Source organism: Bacillus sp. z14 (2026), assembly GCF_058313575.1.
The window spans coordinates 34,279-49,685 of record NZ_JBZFQK010000010.1 but is presented as its reverse complement, the minus strand read 5'-3'; the positions used below and the strand labels follow the sequence as shown (position 1 = coordinate 49,685).

Here is a 15,407-nt window from a genome sequence, read left to right as displayed (position 1 = left end):
CGACAAAACCTCCTTACTTATTATTTTTTCTTGTTAGCAACAGTTTTACGTGGGCCTTTACGAGTACGTGCGTTGTTTTTAGTGTTTTGTCCACGAACAGGAAGTCCTCTTCTGTGGCGTAATCCACGGTAGCAACCGATTTCCATTAAACGTTTGATGTTTAAGGAAACTTCACGTCGAAGGTCACCTTCTACTTTGTATCCATCGATAATATCACGGATTTTGTTCAATTCATCTTCAGTAAGATCGCGTACGCGAGTATCTTGAGAAACTCCAGCTTCTGCAAGTACTTTTTCAGCAGTTGGTCTACCAATACCGAAAATATAAGTTAAAGAAATAACAACTCGTTTTTCACGAGGAATATCTACACCTGCAATACGTGCCATTTATGTGCACCTCCTTCAAATATTACCCTTGTTTTTGCTTATGTTTTGGGTTTTCACAAATAACCATTACTTTACCGTTTCTACGGATAACTTTACATTTTTCGCAGATTGGTTTTACTGATGGTCTGACTTTCATTGTTTTCCCTCCTTATAAAATGCGGAGTGCAACCGAGATTATTTAAAACGATACGTAATTCTTCCGCGGGTCAAGTCATAAGGAGATAGCTCTACCGTCACTTTATCACCTGGCAGAATACGAATGAAATGCATTCTGATTTTGCCTGATACATGGGCAAGGACAGTATGGCCATTCTCTAATTCAACTTTAAACATAGCGTTTGGTAAAGTCTCAGTAACTGTACCCTCAACTTCAATAACATCATCTTTTGCCATTACAGTTCTTCTCCCTTCTTCTCTTGGCTTTTCATAAAATAAGTCAAAGCGAAACGGAGCTTTCCGTTCGTTACGCGACCTGTTTCCCCTAAACTGCTCTCCACTTCCTGAGACCAGTCTTCGTACAAATGAAGATGAAGTATGTTTTTACGCTTGGCAGAATCAAACTTACGCTTGTCTCCGTCAGCAATACAAACAAACTTTTCATCTATAATTTTTACAATTATGGCATATTGATCGGTATCCCTGCCTTGAGTGACCCGAACAAATTGTCCCAACCGGGGAGATCTATCCTTTTGGACCAATCAAGATCACCTACATTTAAACTAATGTTAAGATTTCATAGCCTTCTTCGGTAATCGCAATGGTATGCTCAAAATGAGCACAGTTCTTCCCATCAACTGTAACAACTGTCCAGTTGTCGGCTAATGTTTGAACATAGCGGCTTCCTGCATTCACCATTGGCTCAACACACAGCACCATTCCCGGCTTCAATCTTGGGCCTTTATTCGGCGGACCAAAGTGAGGCAATTGCGGTGCTTCATGTAAGTCTTGACCGATACCGTGTCCGACATACTCTCTTACTATAGAAAAGCCGTTTTCCTCGACATATGTTTGAATAGCATGTGAGATATTAGAGAGACGTTGGCCTGGCTTTATTTCCGAAATCCCCTTATAGAGGGATGTTTCTGTTACTTGAAGCAGTCTCCTGGTTTCATCATCAATGTCTCCAACTGGATAGGTCCATGCTGAATCGCCGTGATAGCCATTAAGTTGTGCACCAATATCAATGCTGATAATGTCGCCGTTTTTTAATGTCTTATCCCCAGGAATGCCATGTACAAGTTCGTTGTTAACGGATGTACAAACACTGCCACGAAAACCATTATACCCTTTAAAGGACGGAATTGCATTATGTTTGCGTATAAACTTTTCCGCAATAGCATCCAGTTCCTTTGTTGAAACACCGGGTTTAATGTATTTTTGCAGTTCCTGATGTGTCAGAGCAACAATACGCCCAGCTTCACGCATGATTTCAATCTCGCGTTGGGTTTTACAAATGATCATCGAGACAAGCTCCCGAGAAGCTCTTCTATATCCGCGAAGACTTTATCAATCGGTTGTTGTCCGTCAAGATTTCGTAAATATCCTTTTCCTTCATAGAAGGTAATCAGTGGCTGCGACTGTTGAATGTTTACTTCGAGACGGGTTTGCACCGTATCGATGTTATCATCAGCTCTTTGGTACAACTCTCCACCACAGCGGTCGCACACGCCTTCTTTGGCAGGAGGATTAAATACTAGGTGGTAGGTAGCTCCGCAATCTTTACAGATGCGGCGGCCTGTCAATCGTTCTAACAAGCTATCTTTATTGACTTGTATATTAATGACATAGTCTAATTGACGATCCATTTCAGCTAAAAGCTGTTCAAGTGCTTCAGCCTGAGCAACTGTGCGTGGAAATCCATCTAGCAAAAAGCCTTTTTGGCAATCATCTTTAGCTAAACGTTCACGTACGATACCGATTGTAACTGCATCCGGTACCAGTTCACCTTTATCCATATATGATTTAGCTTCTAAACCAAGTGGTGTTTCCTCTTTCATAGCTGCCCGAAACATATCTCCAGTAGAGATATGAGGGATGTTGTATTCTTCTACTATTCTTTCTGCCTGAGTACCTTTACCGGCTCCTGGCAGTCCCATTAATACAAGATTCACACTTTTTCCCCCTAAACAATAATAGGCTTGGGGAGCATAATAGTCCCCGAAACCTTTTATTTAATAAAACCTTTGTAATGTCTTTTTACAAGTTGCGATTCTAATTGCTTCATTGTATCCAAGGCTACCCCAACTATAATCAAGAGACTCGTTCCACCTATTTGGGCAGATGATGGAAGATTGCCTAGCTTGATAAATATTACAGGAAGCACTGCGATGAATGAAAGGAATAGAGCCCCAACAAAAGTCAATCGGTATAATACTCTCGTGAAGTATTCCTGAGTGGCTTTGCCTGGACGTATTCCTGGTACATATCCACCTTGCTTCTTCAGATTTTCGGACAATTGCTCCGGATTAACCTGAATAAAAGCATAGAAATAGGAGAATGCAATAATCAAAGCAACGTAAAGGATCATTCCAACGGGTTGTGTGTAATCAAATGTTTTAGTAATCCATGTTGTTACACTATTCTCACCGAAAAATGATGCAATTGTTGGCGGAGTAATAATAAAGGAAACTGCAAAGATAACCGGAATAACACCAGCAGAGTTTACTTTTAAAGGTAAATGTGTGTTGTGTCCACCGACTGGACTTTTACCTGAAACCTGCTTAGCGTATTGAATAGGTACTTTTCTGTTTGCCTGTTGAATAAATATTACACCAACAACTACAGCGATGATTGCAAGTACAATCAATACAGCAATTGCTATATTAAGGAATAATGCATCTCCAGCATCTTCGAACATGGATGCATAAACCTGGTTGAGCGTAGAAGGAATTGCCGATACGATACCCGCGAAGATAAGGATCGAAATTCCGTTTCCTACTCCCTTAGAAGTGATTTGTTCACCGAGCCACAATAGAAATGCGGTACCGGCTGTTAATACAGTAGCTATTAACAGATATGTCGTAATTCCTGGATTATCAATCAAAGCTCCATTAGCCATGTTATTAAAACCATATGACATTCCAAGTGCTTGAATAAATCCAAGAACTATGGTTCCATAGCGGGTAAACTGAGCTAATTTACGCCTTCCAACTTCACCTTGCTTTGCCCATTCTGCAAATTTAGGAACTACATCCATTTGCAATAGCTGGATGATGATCGAAGCCGTAATATATGGCATGATCCCCATTGCAAGGATAGAGAAGTTACTTAAAGCTCCTCCACCGAAGAAGTTCAAAACTCCAAATACACTTAACTCATCGTTCATTGCAAGAATGTCTGCATTCACACCGGGAACAGGTATAAAGCACCCGATGCGATAGATAACCAGCATTGCAAGAGTAAAGAGAATTTTATTCCTGATATCTTTCACTCGCATGAAATTACGCAATGTACGGAACATTAAATCACCTCAGTTTTACCGCCTGCGGCTTCAATCGCTTCTTTAGCAGCTGCAGAGAATTTGTGTGCTTTAACTGTTAATTTTTTCTCTACATTACCCTTTGCAAGAATTTTGATTCCTGCTTTTTCGCTTTTCACAACACCTGTTTCGATTAACAATTCAGGTGTTACTTCAGTACCATCTTCAAAGCGATTTAATTTTTCAAGGTTAACTGCTGCGTATTCTTTACGATGAATGTTTGTAAATCCGCGTTTAGGTAAACGTCTGAATAAAGGAGTTTGACCCCCTTCAAATCCTGGTCTTACTCCACCGCCGGAACGGGCGTTTTGACCTTTGTGTCCTTTAGTGGCAGTTTTACCATGACCTGAACCAATACCGCGGCCTACGCGTTTGCGTTCTTTACGAGAACCTTCTGCAGGTTTTAATTCATGAAGTTTCATGCTGGCACCTCCTTATATAAACGTTAGTAAGCTTAGATTTCTTTAACAGTAACAAGGTGAGATACCTTGTTAATCATACCGCGAATAGCGTCATTGTCGTTATGCACTACAGTTTGGTGCATTTTTTTAAGACCAAGAGTATTTACTGTTACGCGTTGATCTTCAGGACGACCGATTAAGCTACGCGTGAGGGTAATTTCTAATTTGTTAGCCATTTGATTTCCCTCCTTATCCTAACAGTTCCTCTACAGATTTACCGCGCAATTTTGCAACTTCTTCCGCACTTTTCATTTGTTTAATGCCATCAATAGTAGCACGTACCATATTGATAGGTGTGTTAGAGCCTAGAGATTTGGAAAGGATATCAGCGATACCTGCTAATTCAAGCACGGCACGAACTGGTCCACCAGCGATAACTCCAGTACCTTCAGAAGCTGGCTTCATTAAGATTTCACCAGATCCGAAACGTCCGATTACTTCATGAGGAATTGTAACTCCAACCATTGGTACAGTAACCAGGTTTTTCTTCGCATCCTCAACAGCTTTACGGATTGCATCTGGCACCTCTTGTGCTTTACCAGTACCGAATCCTACATGCCCATTTTTATCTCCGACAACCACTAGCGCTGTGAAACGGAAACGACGTCCGCCTTTAACAACTTTCGCTACGCGGTTGACTGTAACTACGCGTTCTTCAAGTTCTAATTTATTTGGATCAATGCGACGCATCTAATATGTCCCTCCTTTGTCTATTAGAATTGTAATCCGTTTTCACGTGCAGCATCTGCAAGTGCTTGTATACGTCCGTGATATAAGTATCCTCCACGGTCAAAAACAACTTCGGAAACACCTTTTTCTACAGCACGTTTAGCGATTACTTCGCCAACTTTTTTAGCTGCATCCACGTTACTAGTGGACTCAAGGCTAATTTCTTTATCAAGTGTTGATGCACTAGCTAAAGTAACACCATTAGCATCATCAATAAGCTGTGCATAAATGTGCTTATTGGATCGGAAAACATTTAAACGCGGACGAGACGGTGTACCCGCTAATTTAGCGCGGACACGTGCATGTCTTTTCTTACGAGTAGCGTTTTTGTTAGCCTTCGTGATCATTTACGACACTCCTTTCCTAAGCTTTAGGGCCTTTACTTACCAGTTTTACCTTCTTTACGACGAACTTGTTCGCCAGCATAACGGATACCTTTACCTTTGTAAGGTTCAGGAGGACGTACATCGCGGATGTTAGCAGCTAAAGCTCCAACGCGCTCCTTGTCAGTACCCTTGATTGTGATTTTTGTGTTAGCAGGAACTTCAATTTCAATTCCTTCTTCTGGTTCGATCTCAACTGGGTGAGAGTATCCTACATTCAATACAAGTTTCTTACCTTGTTTTTGAGCACGATAACCAACCCCGATTAACTCAAGATTTCTTTCGAAGCCTTGGGAGACACCTTCAACCATGTTAGCGATGATAGCGCGTGTAGTACCGTGCAATGAACGATGAAGTTTTTCATCAGTTGGACGGGATACATTTACGATATTATCTTCAACTTTGATTTCGATATCAGAGTGAAAAGTACGAGTCAATTCACCTTTTGGTCCTTTAACAGTTACTGTATTTCCGTTCAAAGTAACTGTAACTCCAGCTGGAATTTCTACAGGTTTTTTACCTACGCGGGACATTTCGTGCACCTCCATTCATCAGTGAAATGTTTATTACCATACGTACGCGATTACTTCTCCGCCAATTTTCTTAGCGCGTGCTTCTTTATCAGAGATAACACCTTGAGAAGTAGATACGATTGCGATTCCAAGACCGTTTAATACGCGAGGAACATCTCCTGCTTTTGCGTATACACGAAGACCTGGTTTACTGATACGTTTGATACCAGTAATTACGCGCTCGTTGTTAGCACCATATTTTAAGAAGATACGCAAGATACCTTGTTTATTATCTTCAATAAATTCTACGTCACGGATGAAACCTTCACGTTTCAAGATATCAGCTACATCCTTTTTCATTTTGGAAGCTGGAACTTCCAATTTATCGTGACGAACCATGTTCGCATTACGAATGCGAGTTAGCAAATCTGCAATTGGATCTGTCATTACCACAATGATAACCTCCTTCCCGTTTTCGGGTTTTACCAGCTAGCTTTTTTAACGCCTGGAATTTGTCCTTTATATGCTAGTTCACGGAAACAAATACGGCAAAGTTTAAATTTGCGGTATACAGAATGCGGACGGCCGCAGCGTTCGCAACGTGTGTACTCTTGTACTTTAAACTTTGGTGTACGTTGTTGTTTCACGATCATTGATTTCTTAGCCACTTTTTCGCCTCCCTTATTTAGCGATTACTTTTGGAATGGCATTCCGAATTGAGTTAGAAGCTCACGAGCTTCTTCGTCAGTATTAGCTGTCGTTACGATAACAATGTCCATGCCGCGGACTTTGTTTACTTTATCGTAGTCGATTTCAGGGAAAATCAACTGTTCCTTAACACCTAATGTGTAGTTACCACGACCGTCGAATGCTTTTTTGGAGATTCCACGGAAGTCACGTACACGTGGTAGGGAAACTGCAATCAATTTATCAAGGAACTCATACATACGCTCTCCGCGTAGAGTTACTTTACAACCGATTGCCATGCCTTCACGAAGACGGAAACCAGCGATAGATTTCTTAGCTTTAGTTACAACTGGTTTTTGACCAGTGATAGTTGCTAATTCTTCTACAGCAGTGTCCAATGCTTTCGCGTTTGAAACGGCATCGCCGACACCCATGTTCACAACGATTTTTTCAAGTTTAGGAACTTGCATTACTGAATTATATTCAAACTTGCTCATTAGAGCAGGAGTAATTTCTTTTTGATATTTTTCCTTAAGGCGGTTCACTTGTTGTACCTCCCTTCGTTTATGACTTATTTATCTAAAGATTCACCTGATTTTTTTGCTACACGTACTTTTTTGCCGTCGACTGTTTGATAGCCTACACGAGTAGGGTTACCAGTCTTAGGATCAATAATCATAACGTTAGAAACATGAATCGCTGCTTCTTGTTCGAAAATACCACCTTGTGGGTTCGCTTGAGAAGGCTTAGCGTGTTTCTTTACAATATTTACACCTTCAACAAGAACACGATCTTTCTTAGGGAATGCTTCAAGAACTACGCCTTGTTTCCCTTTATCCTTGCCGGAGATGACTACTACTTTATCACCTTTTTTTACATGCACGAGATTCGCACCTCCTTGAAAAGTCTATATCACTGTTTATTAAAGAACTTCAGGAGCTAGTGAAACGATTTTCATGAAGTTGCTGTCGCGAAGTTCACGAGCAACAGGTCCAAAAATACGTGTTCCACGAGGGCTCTTGTCATCACGAATAATCACGCATGCATTTTCGTCGAATCGAATGTATGAACCATCTGTACGACGAACGCCGCGTTTAGTACGAACAACAACTGCCTTCACAACGTCACCTTTTTTAACAACGCCTCCTGGTGTTGCTTGTTTGACCGTACATACGATTACATCACCAATATTAGCTGTTTTTCTACCGGAACCGCCAAGAACTTTGATTGTAAGTACTTCACGAGCACCAGAGTTGTCAGCTACTTTCAAACGAGATTCCTGTTGAATCATCTGCGTAACCTCCCTTCGGAATTACTAAATCCGAAACATTTATATTAAATGATAACCGCTTTTTCTACAACTTCTACTAAACGGAAGCGTTTAGTTGCGGATAATGGGCGAGTTTCCATAATCTTAACGATATCGCCAACTTTTGCTTCATTCATTTCATCATGAGCTTTATATTTTTTGGAGTATTTCACGCGTTTGCCATACAAAGGATGTGTTTTCTTTGTTTCAACGACAACAGAGATTGTTTTATCCATTTTGTCAGAAACAACACGGCCAGTGTATACTTTGCGCTGGTTGCGTTCACTCATTGTGTGAACCTCCTCTCATTATCAATTGTTTACGTTGAGCTCTCTTTCACGTACAACTGTTTTCATACGTGCAATCGCTTTGCGAACTTCACGAATACGTGCAGGATTTTCTAATTGTCCTGTAGCAAGCTGGAAGCGAAGGTTAAAAAGCTCTTCTTTAAGTGCTTTAAGTTTTTGTTCTATTTCGGCAGTGGTTAAATCACGGATCTCATTAGATTTCATTTGCTTCACCACCAATTTCTTCACGTTTTACAAACTTGCATTTTACTGGAAGTTTGTGAGCTGCAAGACGAAGGGCTTCACGTGCTACCTCTTCAGATACTCCAGCGATTTCGAACATAATTTTACCAGGTTTTACTACTGCTACCCAACCTTCAGGTGCCCCTTTACCGGAACCCATACGTACTTCTAAAGGTTTTGCAGTGTATGGTTTGTGAGGGAAAATTTTAATCCAAACTTTACCGCCACGTTTCATATAACGAGTCATTGCGATACGAGCTGCTTCGATTTGACGGTTTGTGATCCAAGAAGCCTCAAGAGCTTGTAGACCGTATTCACCGAATGCTACTTCTGTACCGCCTTTTGCACGGCCTCTCATCTTTCCGCGGTGTTCACGGCGATGTTTTACGCGTTTAGGCAATAACATATTATTTTCCTCCTTCCACAGACTTCTTCTTGGTAGGAAGGACTTCTCCACGATAGATCCATACTTTTACTCCAAGCTTTCCGTAAGTAGTGTCCGCTTCTGCTGTAGCATAGTCGATGTCAGCGCGAAGAGTATGAAGTGGAACAGTTCCTTCACTGTAGTGTTCAGCACGAGCGATATCAGCTCCACCTAAACGTCCAGATACTTGAGTTTTGATACCTTTTGCACCAGCGCGCATTGCACGTTGGATAGTTTGTTTTTGTGCACGACGGAAAGATACACGGTTTTCTAATTGACGCGCGATATTTTCCGCTACTAATTTAGCGTCCAAATCAGCTCTCTTGATTTCAATGATGTTGATGTGAACACGTTTTTCAGTTAATTGATTAAGTGCTTTACGAAGCGCTTCAACTTCTGTACCACCTTTACCGATAACCATACCAGGTTTTGCAGTGTGGATAGAAATGTTCACGCGGTTTGCAGCACGTTCGATTTCGATTTTAGAAACAGATGCATCGTGAAGACGTTTCATAATGTACTCACGTACTTTAATGTCTTCGTGCAAAAGTTTAGCGTAGTCCTTTTCTGCGAACCATTTGGATTCCCAATCACGGATGATCCCGATACGCATACCGACCGGATTTACCTTTTGACCCACGGATTATCCCTCCTTCTTTTCTGATACAACGATTGTGATGTGGCTTGTGCGTTTGTTAATCGCGCTTGCACGACCCATTGCACGTGGACGGAAACGTTTAAGTGTTGGTCCTTCGTTAGCATAGGCTTCAGAAATGACAAGCGAGTTAACGTCCATATCGTAGTTGTGTTCTGCGTTTGCAACAGCAGATTTTAATACTTTTTCGATAACAGGGGAAGCTGCTTTCGGAGTTAAGTTAAGAATAGCAACTGCTTCGCCTACTTGCTTACCTCGGATTAGATCTAATACTAAACGAGCTTTACGAGGAGCAATACGAACTGTTCTAGCAACAGCTTTTGCTTGCATATTTATGCCCTCCTCTCTGATTAACGTCTTGTTTTCTTATCGTCTCCGGCATGACCTTTGTAAGCGCGAGTTGGTGCGAATTCACCGAACTTGTGGCCTACCATGTCTTCCGTTACATAAACTGGTACGTGTTTGCGTCCATCGTATACAGCAACTGTGTGTCCGATGAATTGTGGGAAGATTGTAGAACGTCTTGACCAAGTTTTGATAACTTGTTTCTTGTCAGCTTCATTCAATGCTTCAACCTTCTTGATGAGATGATCGTCAACAAATGGTCCTTTTTTTAGGCTGCGACCCATGTTTGTGCCTCCCTTCGTGATTGCTCTACGGTTCTACACGCGAACCGTAGTACAACCGCGTTATTTTTTACGACGACGAACAATAAATTTGTCTGATTTGTTTTTCTTTTTACGAGTCTTGAATCCAAGAGCTGGTTTGCCCCATGGAGTCATTGGAGACTTACGTCCGATAGGTGCTCTACCTTCACCACCACCGTGTGGGTGATCTACTGGGTTCATTACAGAACCACGTACAGTAGGGCGTTTACCTAACCAACGAGAACGTCCCGCTTTACCGATGTTGATAAGTTCGTGTTGCTCGTTACCAACTTGACCGATTGTTGCACGGCAAGTAGCAAGTATCATACGAACCTCTCCGGAATTAAGACGTACTAGTACGTAGCGTCCTTCTTTACCTAGAACTTGAGCAGAAGTACCTGCGGAACGAACTAATTGTCCTCCCTTGCCAGGTTTCAACTCGATATTGTGGATAACAGTACCCACTGGGATATTAATTAATGGAAGAGCATTACCTACTTTGATATCCGCTTCTGGTCCAGACATGATTTCCATGCCTACCACCAAGTTTTTCGGAGCAAGAATGTAACGTTTTTCCCCATCAACATAATTGATTAGTGCAATGTTAGCAGAACGGTTTGGATCGTACTCGATAGTAGCAACGCGTCCTGGAATGCCATCTTTATCACGTTTGAAATCAATGATACGGTATTGGCGCTTGTGACCGCCACCTTGATGACGAACAGTTAACTTACCTTGGTTGTTACGGCCACCTTTTCTGTGTAAAGGTGCTAATAATGATTTTTCCGGTTGATCCGTTGTAATTTCAGCGAAATCGGAAACAGTCATTCCGCGACGACCATTACTGGTAGGTTTATACTTTTTAATCGCCATGTTGTGTCCCTCCTTTTCTTTAGAAATTATGCTTCAAAGAATTCGATTTCTTTGCTATCAGCAGTTAGTTTAACAATCGCTTTACGGCGTTTGTTTGTATATCCAGCATGTTTACCCATGCGTTTGAATTTACCTTTGTAGTTCATAACGTTAACTTTTTCAACTTTAACTTCAAAGATTTCTTCAACAGCATCTTTGATTTGAGTTTTATTAGCTCTTACGTCAACTTCAAAAGTGTATTTTTTATCGGCCATGATGTCAGCTGAGCTTTCAGTAATGACGGGGCGCTTAATAATATCACGTGCTTCCATTATCCAAGCACCTCCTCTATTTTTTCAACAGCTGTTTTAGTCATGATTAACTTCTCATGCCCTACAACATCCAATACGTTAATAGCGTTAGCTTCAACGATTGTTACTCCCGGAATGTTACGACCGGAAAGTGCAACGTTTTCGTCTACATCCGCAGTTACGATCAACGCTTTTTTGTTTTCAGTATTCAAGCCTTTTAATACAGCTGTGAATTCTTTAGTTTTTGGTGCTTCAAAAGTTAAAGCATCAAGAACGATTACGTTTTCTTCGTTCACTTTAGCGGAAAGTACAGATTTAATAGCTAAACGACGTACTTTCTTAGGAAGTTTGTAAGAGTAGCTTCTTGGTGTTGGTCCGAATACCACACCACCACCACGCCATTGTGGGGAACGGATGGAACCTTGACGAGCACGTCCAGTTCCTTTTTGACGCCATGGTTTACGGCCACCGCCACTTACTTCAGAACGATTTTTAACTTTATGAGTTCCTTGGCGCAAAGACGCTCTTTGCATAAGGATTGCTTCAGTTACAACACTCTCATTTGGTTCAATACCAAATACTGATTCGTTAAGCTCGATATCGCCTACTTGAGAACCAGCTTGGTTTAAAAGAGCAATTTTCGGCATTGCGATTTTCCTCCTTTCTCGATAGATTAGTTCGCTTTAACCGCGCTTTTGATTTTAAGTAAAGCTTTTTTAGGTCCAGGAACGTTACCTTTGATAAGGATTACGTTACGTTCTGCATCAACCTTAACGATTTCAAGGTTTTGTACAGTGATTTGAGTTCCACCCATACGTCCAGCAAGTTTTTTGCCTTTGAATACGCGGTTTGGAGCAACTGGTCCCATTGAACCAGGACGACGATGGTAACGAGATCCGTGAGACATTGGGCCACGAGATTGGTTGTGACGCTTAATTGGTCCTTGGAAACCTTTACCTTTTGAGATTCCTGTTACATCAACGATTTCGCCTTCAGCGAAAAGATCTACCTTGACTTCTTGACCTACCTCATAGTTATTGAGATCTGCATCGCGAATTTCGCGAGCGAAGCGCTTAGGAGCAGTGTTCGCTTTAGCAGCGTGTCCTTGTTGTGGTTTGTTGTAAAGCATTTCGCGAAGATCTTCGTAACCTAGTTGGATAGCTTCGTAGCCATCATTTTCAACAGATTTCTTTTGAAGAACAACGTTTGGTACTGCTTCAACAACTGTTACCGGGATAAGTTCACCGTTCTCAGCGAATACTTGAGTCATACCGATTTTTCTACCTAAGATTCCTTTGGTCATGAGTCACACCTCCTAGTGTTTTCTTTTTTATTTTTATAGAACGATTATAATTTGATTTCGATATCTACGCCAGACGGCAAATCTAAACGCATTAGTGAATCTACAGTTTGTGGTGTAGGATTTACAATGTCGATTAGACGTTTGTGTGTGCGCATTTCGAATTGCTCACGAGAATCTTTGTATTTATGAACCGCACGTAGGATCGTGTACACGTTTTTCTCAGTCGGAAGTGGAATCGGACCGGAAACAGCTGCACCAGAACGTTTTGCAGTTTCTACAATTTTCTCAGCAGATTGATCAAGAATTCTGTGATCATATGCTTTTAAACGAATGCGAATCTTTTGTTTTGCCATTATTTTCCCTCCTTTATCGCCTATTTTGTAATAGACATTCTCCGTGGAAATCTCCTTACACACGCGCCATGGCAAAGCGGCCGGGTGTGTCAGCAACCTTCCACATCATCGCAATGAAAAGACCAACATTGTCTATTATACATTATACTTTCTGGGTATGCAACAGTTAAAAATAATTTCTTCTATCACACGAATATTAGTATACAATCTCACTTCTACTTTTTCAAGTTATCGTTCTTCTTTCCATAAATATACTAGCTTTCTCTTACATGTAAATAACAAAAGAGAGGGAAGCTTGTTCCTCTCTCACCACTCACCAACTGATTATTGTATGAGACCTCGTGCCAGTAACCACAATCTCTCTTCATTATTAAATTGATTATAAGCCTTCTTATTTATGTGATCAAAGTCCACGAATTTTATGTACCTTGTATCACCCTTAATGCTCGCATCAGCTGCAGGAAGTATACGTTGTTTTTCTTTAAGCCCTTTGGTTACGGCTACCTTTTCATCGAATTCTAATCCTGCCGTAATCTTTTTTTGTTTCAGCTTTCCCTTTTCAAGAAGCACCACATGATTTCCTGCCAAAGTTTTCTTTGGAAGAACTACTACATTGTTAAGTTCCTTCAATGTGATATCAGCAGCCACATGTGATCCGATTAAAATCTGACTCTCTGTACTTTCTTCTGATGATTCACTTAGATTTTCTGGTTGAATCGATATATTATAGAAGCTTTTATCTTTCTTATGATCCTCACTAAACGGAACATCACTTATTTTTATTACCTTGCCAGTAATCAATTTTGAATCCAAATGCTTTGGTTTAATGATGACCTCCTGATCCAGTTTTATTCGCTGGATGTCATCTTCCCCAACCAAAACGTCCACTACTAAAGAGGCTTGATTCATAATAGTCAATAACGGATTATCTGCTGTTCTGCTAAAATCATTCCTATGCACAATAGTTCCATCAATTTTACTTTCTATTGTAATTTGATCTTCAGCACTGTTGGCCATATCTATCTGTGTTTGATTATCCTCAATTTGCAGCTCGATCATCTTAATTTCATATTCTATGTTTTTTATCTCATACTCCAATATTCGTGTGTTATCTAAATCCGGTTCTTTCTCCTCTTCTTCAACAGTCTGCAAGCTTTCATACTCTTGGACTTCTGACTGGAGCACGGATATATCTTCATTTAATTTATCTATTTTCATAGAGAGACGTTTGTTAGCATTTTCTAATTGTTTTATAACATCGCTGCTATCGTTATCTATAATGTAGGTTAGCAATGGCGTTCCTACTTGGACATCCTCTCCCTCTTCCACCAGGATCTCATCGAGCATCCCTCTAGGTCCTTCATAATAAATCTTATATATCTCAGAAGGCTCAGCCTTCCCTTCCGTTTGAAGCGTTTCCTTTAATGTACCTTTTTTCGTGATATAAGGGTCTGTAATAAGGACTGTACGATCAATTTTATCTATTTTGTAAATAATAATGGTATTTGTAAGTATAAATAAAAATACAGCTAAGGATACAAGAGACCATTTTTTCTCCCTAATGCTAAAATTCATATAATCACCTTCATGATTCTAAATAATGTATCCGATGCACCATCCAGCAATATATATATTATCCAGGATAATGATACAGTTATAATCACTCTCTTTTTACTATAATCAAGTGACTTGTGGAAAATTCGATATTGAAGATAGCCTGCCAACAGTACAAATATAGTAATATTTGCAGCTAATTCTACCCAAAAGATCTGTGGTGTTAGCATTTGCGTCATGATCCCTAGACTAAATGGTGATGAGTGTTCAGGTACCCTGAGTAACAGCATAAATATTAGTTCTATTGTTTTCGCTATGAGCATCACTATTAAAGGAATAAGCTGAAGCTTCCACACTCCTCGAAATGAGAGGTCCTCAAATACGATCCAAAATAGTACTGTAAAATATAGTGTGAATAATAACGGATATAAGAGACCAGCAGCTAGTTTGCCAATGAAGTATAAAACCTTGGTCATTTCCCATCTGTTTTCTTTTACAGTCTCCATATATACTGACAAGTTTTCGCTGCCCAACCCTAGATATCCATAGACCCCAAATAAAATCGTACTAAATAGAAGTAATCCACCAAACCAAAGTATGTAATGAGTTTTTGTCATTACGCTTCTCATCTCGATGTTTGTTTCTCGAGGGTGAAGCATAGATTTTAACGTTCCTATCATCCTTTGTCCCCCACTAAAAATTTGCATATATCTATTGTATCTGATTTTTTACATCGTAGGAAGTTTATGGGTGTTAAATAATTTCAATTTTTTGTAAACAGCGTGGAGAATTGTGTATATGAGGTTGTATTAATAGATAAGGGTAGATATTTG

30 protein-coding genes are annotated in these 15,407 nt (G+C 40.4%); all 30 read right to left on the bottom strand.

The annotated features are described in order from the left end of the window. Positions 1–20 precede the first annotated feature (20 nt). The 30 genes from rpsM to AC4G3O_RS18395 all read right to left on the bottom strand — a co-directional run bounded on the left by rpsM (position 21) and on the right by AC4G3O_RS18395 (position 15,254). Positions 21–386 (bottom strand): 30S ribosomal protein S13, encoded by a 366-nt coding sequence (rpsM, locus tag AC4G3O_RS18540; protein ID WP_066102920.1) that lies wholly within the window; start codon positions 384–386, stop codon positions 21–23. A gap of 22 nt (positions 387–408) precedes the next feature. Next, positions 409–522, bottom strand: a complete 114-nt coding sequence (gene rpmJ / locus AC4G3O_RS18535; protein ID WP_017473641.1) for a 50S ribosomal protein L36 — start codon at positions 520–522, stop codon at positions 409–411. A 38-nt stretch (positions 523–560) separates the two neighbouring features. Then, a complete protein-coding gene (gene infA / locus AC4G3O_RS18530) occupies positions 561–779 on the bottom strand; it encodes a translation initiation factor IF-1 (RefSeq protein ID WP_040372572.1) in 219 nt (72 codons plus the stop codon). Further along, positions 779–1,084, bottom strand: coding sequence for a KOW domain-containing RNA-binding protein (locus tag AC4G3O_RS18525; protein WP_140462330.1), 306 nt, complete (start codon positions 1,082–1,084; stop codon positions 779–781). The genes infA and AC4G3O_RS18525 overlap by 1 nt, the downstream gene beginning before the upstream one ends. A gap of 16 nt (positions 1,085–1,100) precedes the next feature. Then, entirely contained in the window at positions 1,101–1,847 is a 747-nt protein-coding gene (gene map / locus AC4G3O_RS18520; RefSeq protein ID WP_066102924.1) for a type I methionyl aminopeptidase, read from the bottom strand. Further along, a complete protein-coding gene (locus AC4G3O_RS18515) occupies positions 1,844–2,497 on the bottom strand; it encodes an adenylate kinase (RefSeq protein ID WP_066102927.1) in 654 nt (217 codons plus the stop codon). The genes map and AC4G3O_RS18515 overlap by 4 nt, the downstream gene beginning before the upstream one ends. A 56-nt stretch (positions 2,498–2,553) precedes the next feature. Continuing rightward, positions 2,554–3,846: a preprotein translocase subunit SecY gene (gene secY / locus AC4G3O_RS18510; protein WP_066102930.1), complete on the bottom strand. Its 1,293-nt coding sequence runs from the start codon at positions 3,844–3,846 to the stop codon at positions 2,554–2,556. After that, complete coding sequence (gene rplO, locus AC4G3O_RS18505) at positions 3,846–4,286, bottom strand: 50S ribosomal protein L15 (RefSeq protein ID WP_066102932.1); 441 nt, start codon at positions 4,284–4,286, stop codon at positions 3,846–3,848. Before rplO ends, secY begins: the two co-directional genes overlap by 1 nt. A gap of 32 nt (positions 4,287–4,318) precedes the next feature. Next, positions 4,319–4,501, bottom strand: coding sequence for a 50S ribosomal protein L30 (gene rpmD / locus AC4G3O_RS18500; RefSeq protein ID WP_066102935.1), 183 nt, complete (start codon positions 4,499–4,501; stop codon positions 4,319–4,321). A gap of 13 nt (positions 4,502–4,514) precedes the next feature. Then, positions 4,515–5,015 (bottom strand): 30S ribosomal protein S5, encoded by a 501-nt coding sequence (rpsE, locus tag AC4G3O_RS18495; RefSeq protein ID WP_066102939.1) that lies wholly within the window; start codon positions 5,013–5,015, stop codon positions 4,515–4,517. Positions 5,016–5,038: 23 nt separating this feature from the next. Beyond that, positions 5,039–5,401 (bottom strand): 50S ribosomal protein L18, encoded by a 363-nt coding sequence (gene rplR / locus AC4G3O_RS18490; RefSeq protein WP_066102942.1) that lies wholly within the window; start codon positions 5,399–5,401, stop codon positions 5,039–5,041. Positions 5,402–5,433: 32 nt separating this feature from the next. After that, on the bottom strand, positions 5,434–5,970 hold the full coding sequence (gene rplF, locus AC4G3O_RS18485; protein ID WP_066102944.1) for a 50S ribosomal protein L6: 537 nt from the start codon (positions 5,968–5,970) through the stop codon (positions 5,434–5,436). 33 nt (positions 5,971–6,003) lie between these two features. Next, entirely contained in the window at positions 6,004–6,402 is a 399-nt protein-coding gene (rpsH, locus tag AC4G3O_RS18480; protein ID WP_066102945.1) for a 30S ribosomal protein S8, read from the bottom strand. Positions 6,403–6,431: 29 nt separating this feature from the next. Beyond that, positions 6,432–6,617 carry a 30S ribosomal protein S14 gene (gene rpsN, locus AC4G3O_RS18475; RefSeq protein WP_053591330.1) on the bottom strand — a complete coding sequence of 62 codons (186 nt, stop codon included), beginning with the start codon at positions 6,615–6,617 and terminating at the stop codon, positions 6,432–6,434. A gap of 24 nt (positions 6,618–6,641) precedes the next feature. Further along, positions 6,642–7,181, bottom strand: a complete 540-nt coding sequence (rplE, locus tag AC4G3O_RS18470) for a 50S ribosomal protein L5 (protein ID WP_066102948.1) — start codon at positions 7,179–7,181, stop codon at positions 6,642–6,644. A gap of 26 nt (positions 7,182–7,207) precedes the next feature. Next, the gene (gene rplX, locus AC4G3O_RS18465) at positions 7,208–7,519 is read right to left on the bottom strand and encodes a 50S ribosomal protein L24 (protein ID WP_066102951.1); all 312 of its coding nucleotides are present in this window, start codon (positions 7,517–7,519) and stop codon (positions 7,208–7,210) included. A 39-nt stretch (positions 7,520–7,558) separates the two neighbouring features. Then, on the bottom strand, positions 7,559–7,927 hold the full coding sequence (gene rplN / locus AC4G3O_RS18460; RefSeq protein WP_066102954.1) for a 50S ribosomal protein L14: 369 nt from the start codon (positions 7,925–7,927) through the stop codon (positions 7,559–7,561). A 44-nt stretch (positions 7,928–7,971) separates the two neighbouring features. Next, positions 7,972–8,235: a 30S ribosomal protein S17 gene (gene rpsQ / locus AC4G3O_RS18455; protein ID WP_066102957.1), complete on the bottom strand. Its 264-nt coding sequence runs from the start codon at positions 8,233–8,235 to the stop codon at positions 7,972–7,974. 21 nt (positions 8,236–8,256) lie between these two features. After that, the gene (rpmC, locus tag AC4G3O_RS18450; RefSeq protein ID WP_066102959.1) at positions 8,257–8,457 is read right to left on the bottom strand and encodes a 50S ribosomal protein L29; all 201 of its coding nucleotides are present in this window, start codon (positions 8,455–8,457) and stop codon (positions 8,257–8,259) included. Further along, positions 8,447–8,881 (bottom strand): 50S ribosomal protein L16, encoded by a 435-nt coding sequence (gene rplP, locus AC4G3O_RS18445; protein ID WP_066102961.1) that lies wholly within the window; start codon positions 8,879–8,881, stop codon positions 8,447–8,449. The genes rpmC and rplP overlap by 11 nt, the downstream gene beginning before the upstream one ends. A gap of 1 nt (position 8,882) precedes the next feature. Then, positions 8,883–9,539, bottom strand: a complete 657-nt coding sequence (rpsC, locus tag AC4G3O_RS18440; RefSeq protein ID WP_066102964.1) for a 30S ribosomal protein S3 — start codon at positions 9,537–9,539, stop codon at positions 8,883–8,885. 3 nt (positions 9,540–9,542) lie between these two features. Further along, entirely contained in the window at positions 9,543–9,884 is a 342-nt protein-coding gene (gene rplV, locus AC4G3O_RS18435; RefSeq protein ID WP_066102967.1) for a 50S ribosomal protein L22, read from the bottom strand. 20 nt (positions 9,885–9,904) lie between these two features. Beyond that, entirely contained in the window at positions 9,905–10,183 is a 279-nt protein-coding gene (gene rpsS, locus AC4G3O_RS18430; protein WP_066102971.1) for a 30S ribosomal protein S19, read from the bottom strand. 60 nt (positions 10,184–10,243) lie between these two features. Continuing rightward, positions 10,244–11,074, bottom strand: coding sequence for a 50S ribosomal protein L2 (rplB, locus tag AC4G3O_RS18425; protein WP_066102974.1), 831 nt, complete (start codon positions 11,072–11,074; stop codon positions 10,244–10,246). A 26-nt stretch (positions 11,075–11,100) separates the two neighbouring features. After that, positions 11,101–11,385 (bottom strand): 50S ribosomal protein L23, encoded by a 285-nt coding sequence (gene rplW, locus AC4G3O_RS18420; RefSeq protein ID WP_066102977.1) that lies wholly within the window; start codon positions 11,383–11,385, stop codon positions 11,101–11,103. After that, a complete protein-coding gene (gene rplD, locus AC4G3O_RS18415) occupies positions 11,385–12,011 on the bottom strand; it encodes a 50S ribosomal protein L4 (protein WP_066102980.1) in 627 nt (208 codons plus the stop codon). Before rplD ends, rplW begins: the two co-directional genes overlap by 1 nt. A gap of 26 nt (positions 12,012–12,037) precedes the next feature. After that, positions 12,038–12,667: a 50S ribosomal protein L3 gene (rplC, locus tag AC4G3O_RS18410; RefSeq protein WP_066102983.1), complete on the bottom strand. Its 630-nt coding sequence runs from the start codon at positions 12,665–12,667 to the stop codon at positions 12,038–12,040. A 44-nt stretch (positions 12,668–12,711) separates the two neighbouring features. After that, on the bottom strand, positions 12,712–13,020 hold the full coding sequence (rpsJ, locus tag AC4G3O_RS18405) for a 30S ribosomal protein S10 (protein WP_066102989.1): 309 nt from the start codon (positions 13,018–13,020) through the stop codon (positions 12,712–12,714). A gap of 324 nt (positions 13,021–13,344) precedes the next feature. Continuing rightward, on the bottom strand, positions 13,345–14,595 hold the full coding sequence (locus tag AC4G3O_RS18400; protein ID WP_491136566.1) for an efflux RND transporter periplasmic adaptor subunit: 1,251 nt from the start codon (positions 14,593–14,595) through the stop codon (positions 13,345–13,347). After that, positions 14,592–15,254, bottom strand: a complete 663-nt coding sequence (locus tag AC4G3O_RS18395; RefSeq protein WP_491136565.1) for a hypothetical protein — start codon at positions 15,252–15,254, stop codon at positions 14,592–14,594. Before AC4G3O_RS18395 ends, AC4G3O_RS18400 begins: the two co-directional genes overlap by 4 nt. Positions 15,255–15,407 lie beyond the last annotated feature (153 nt).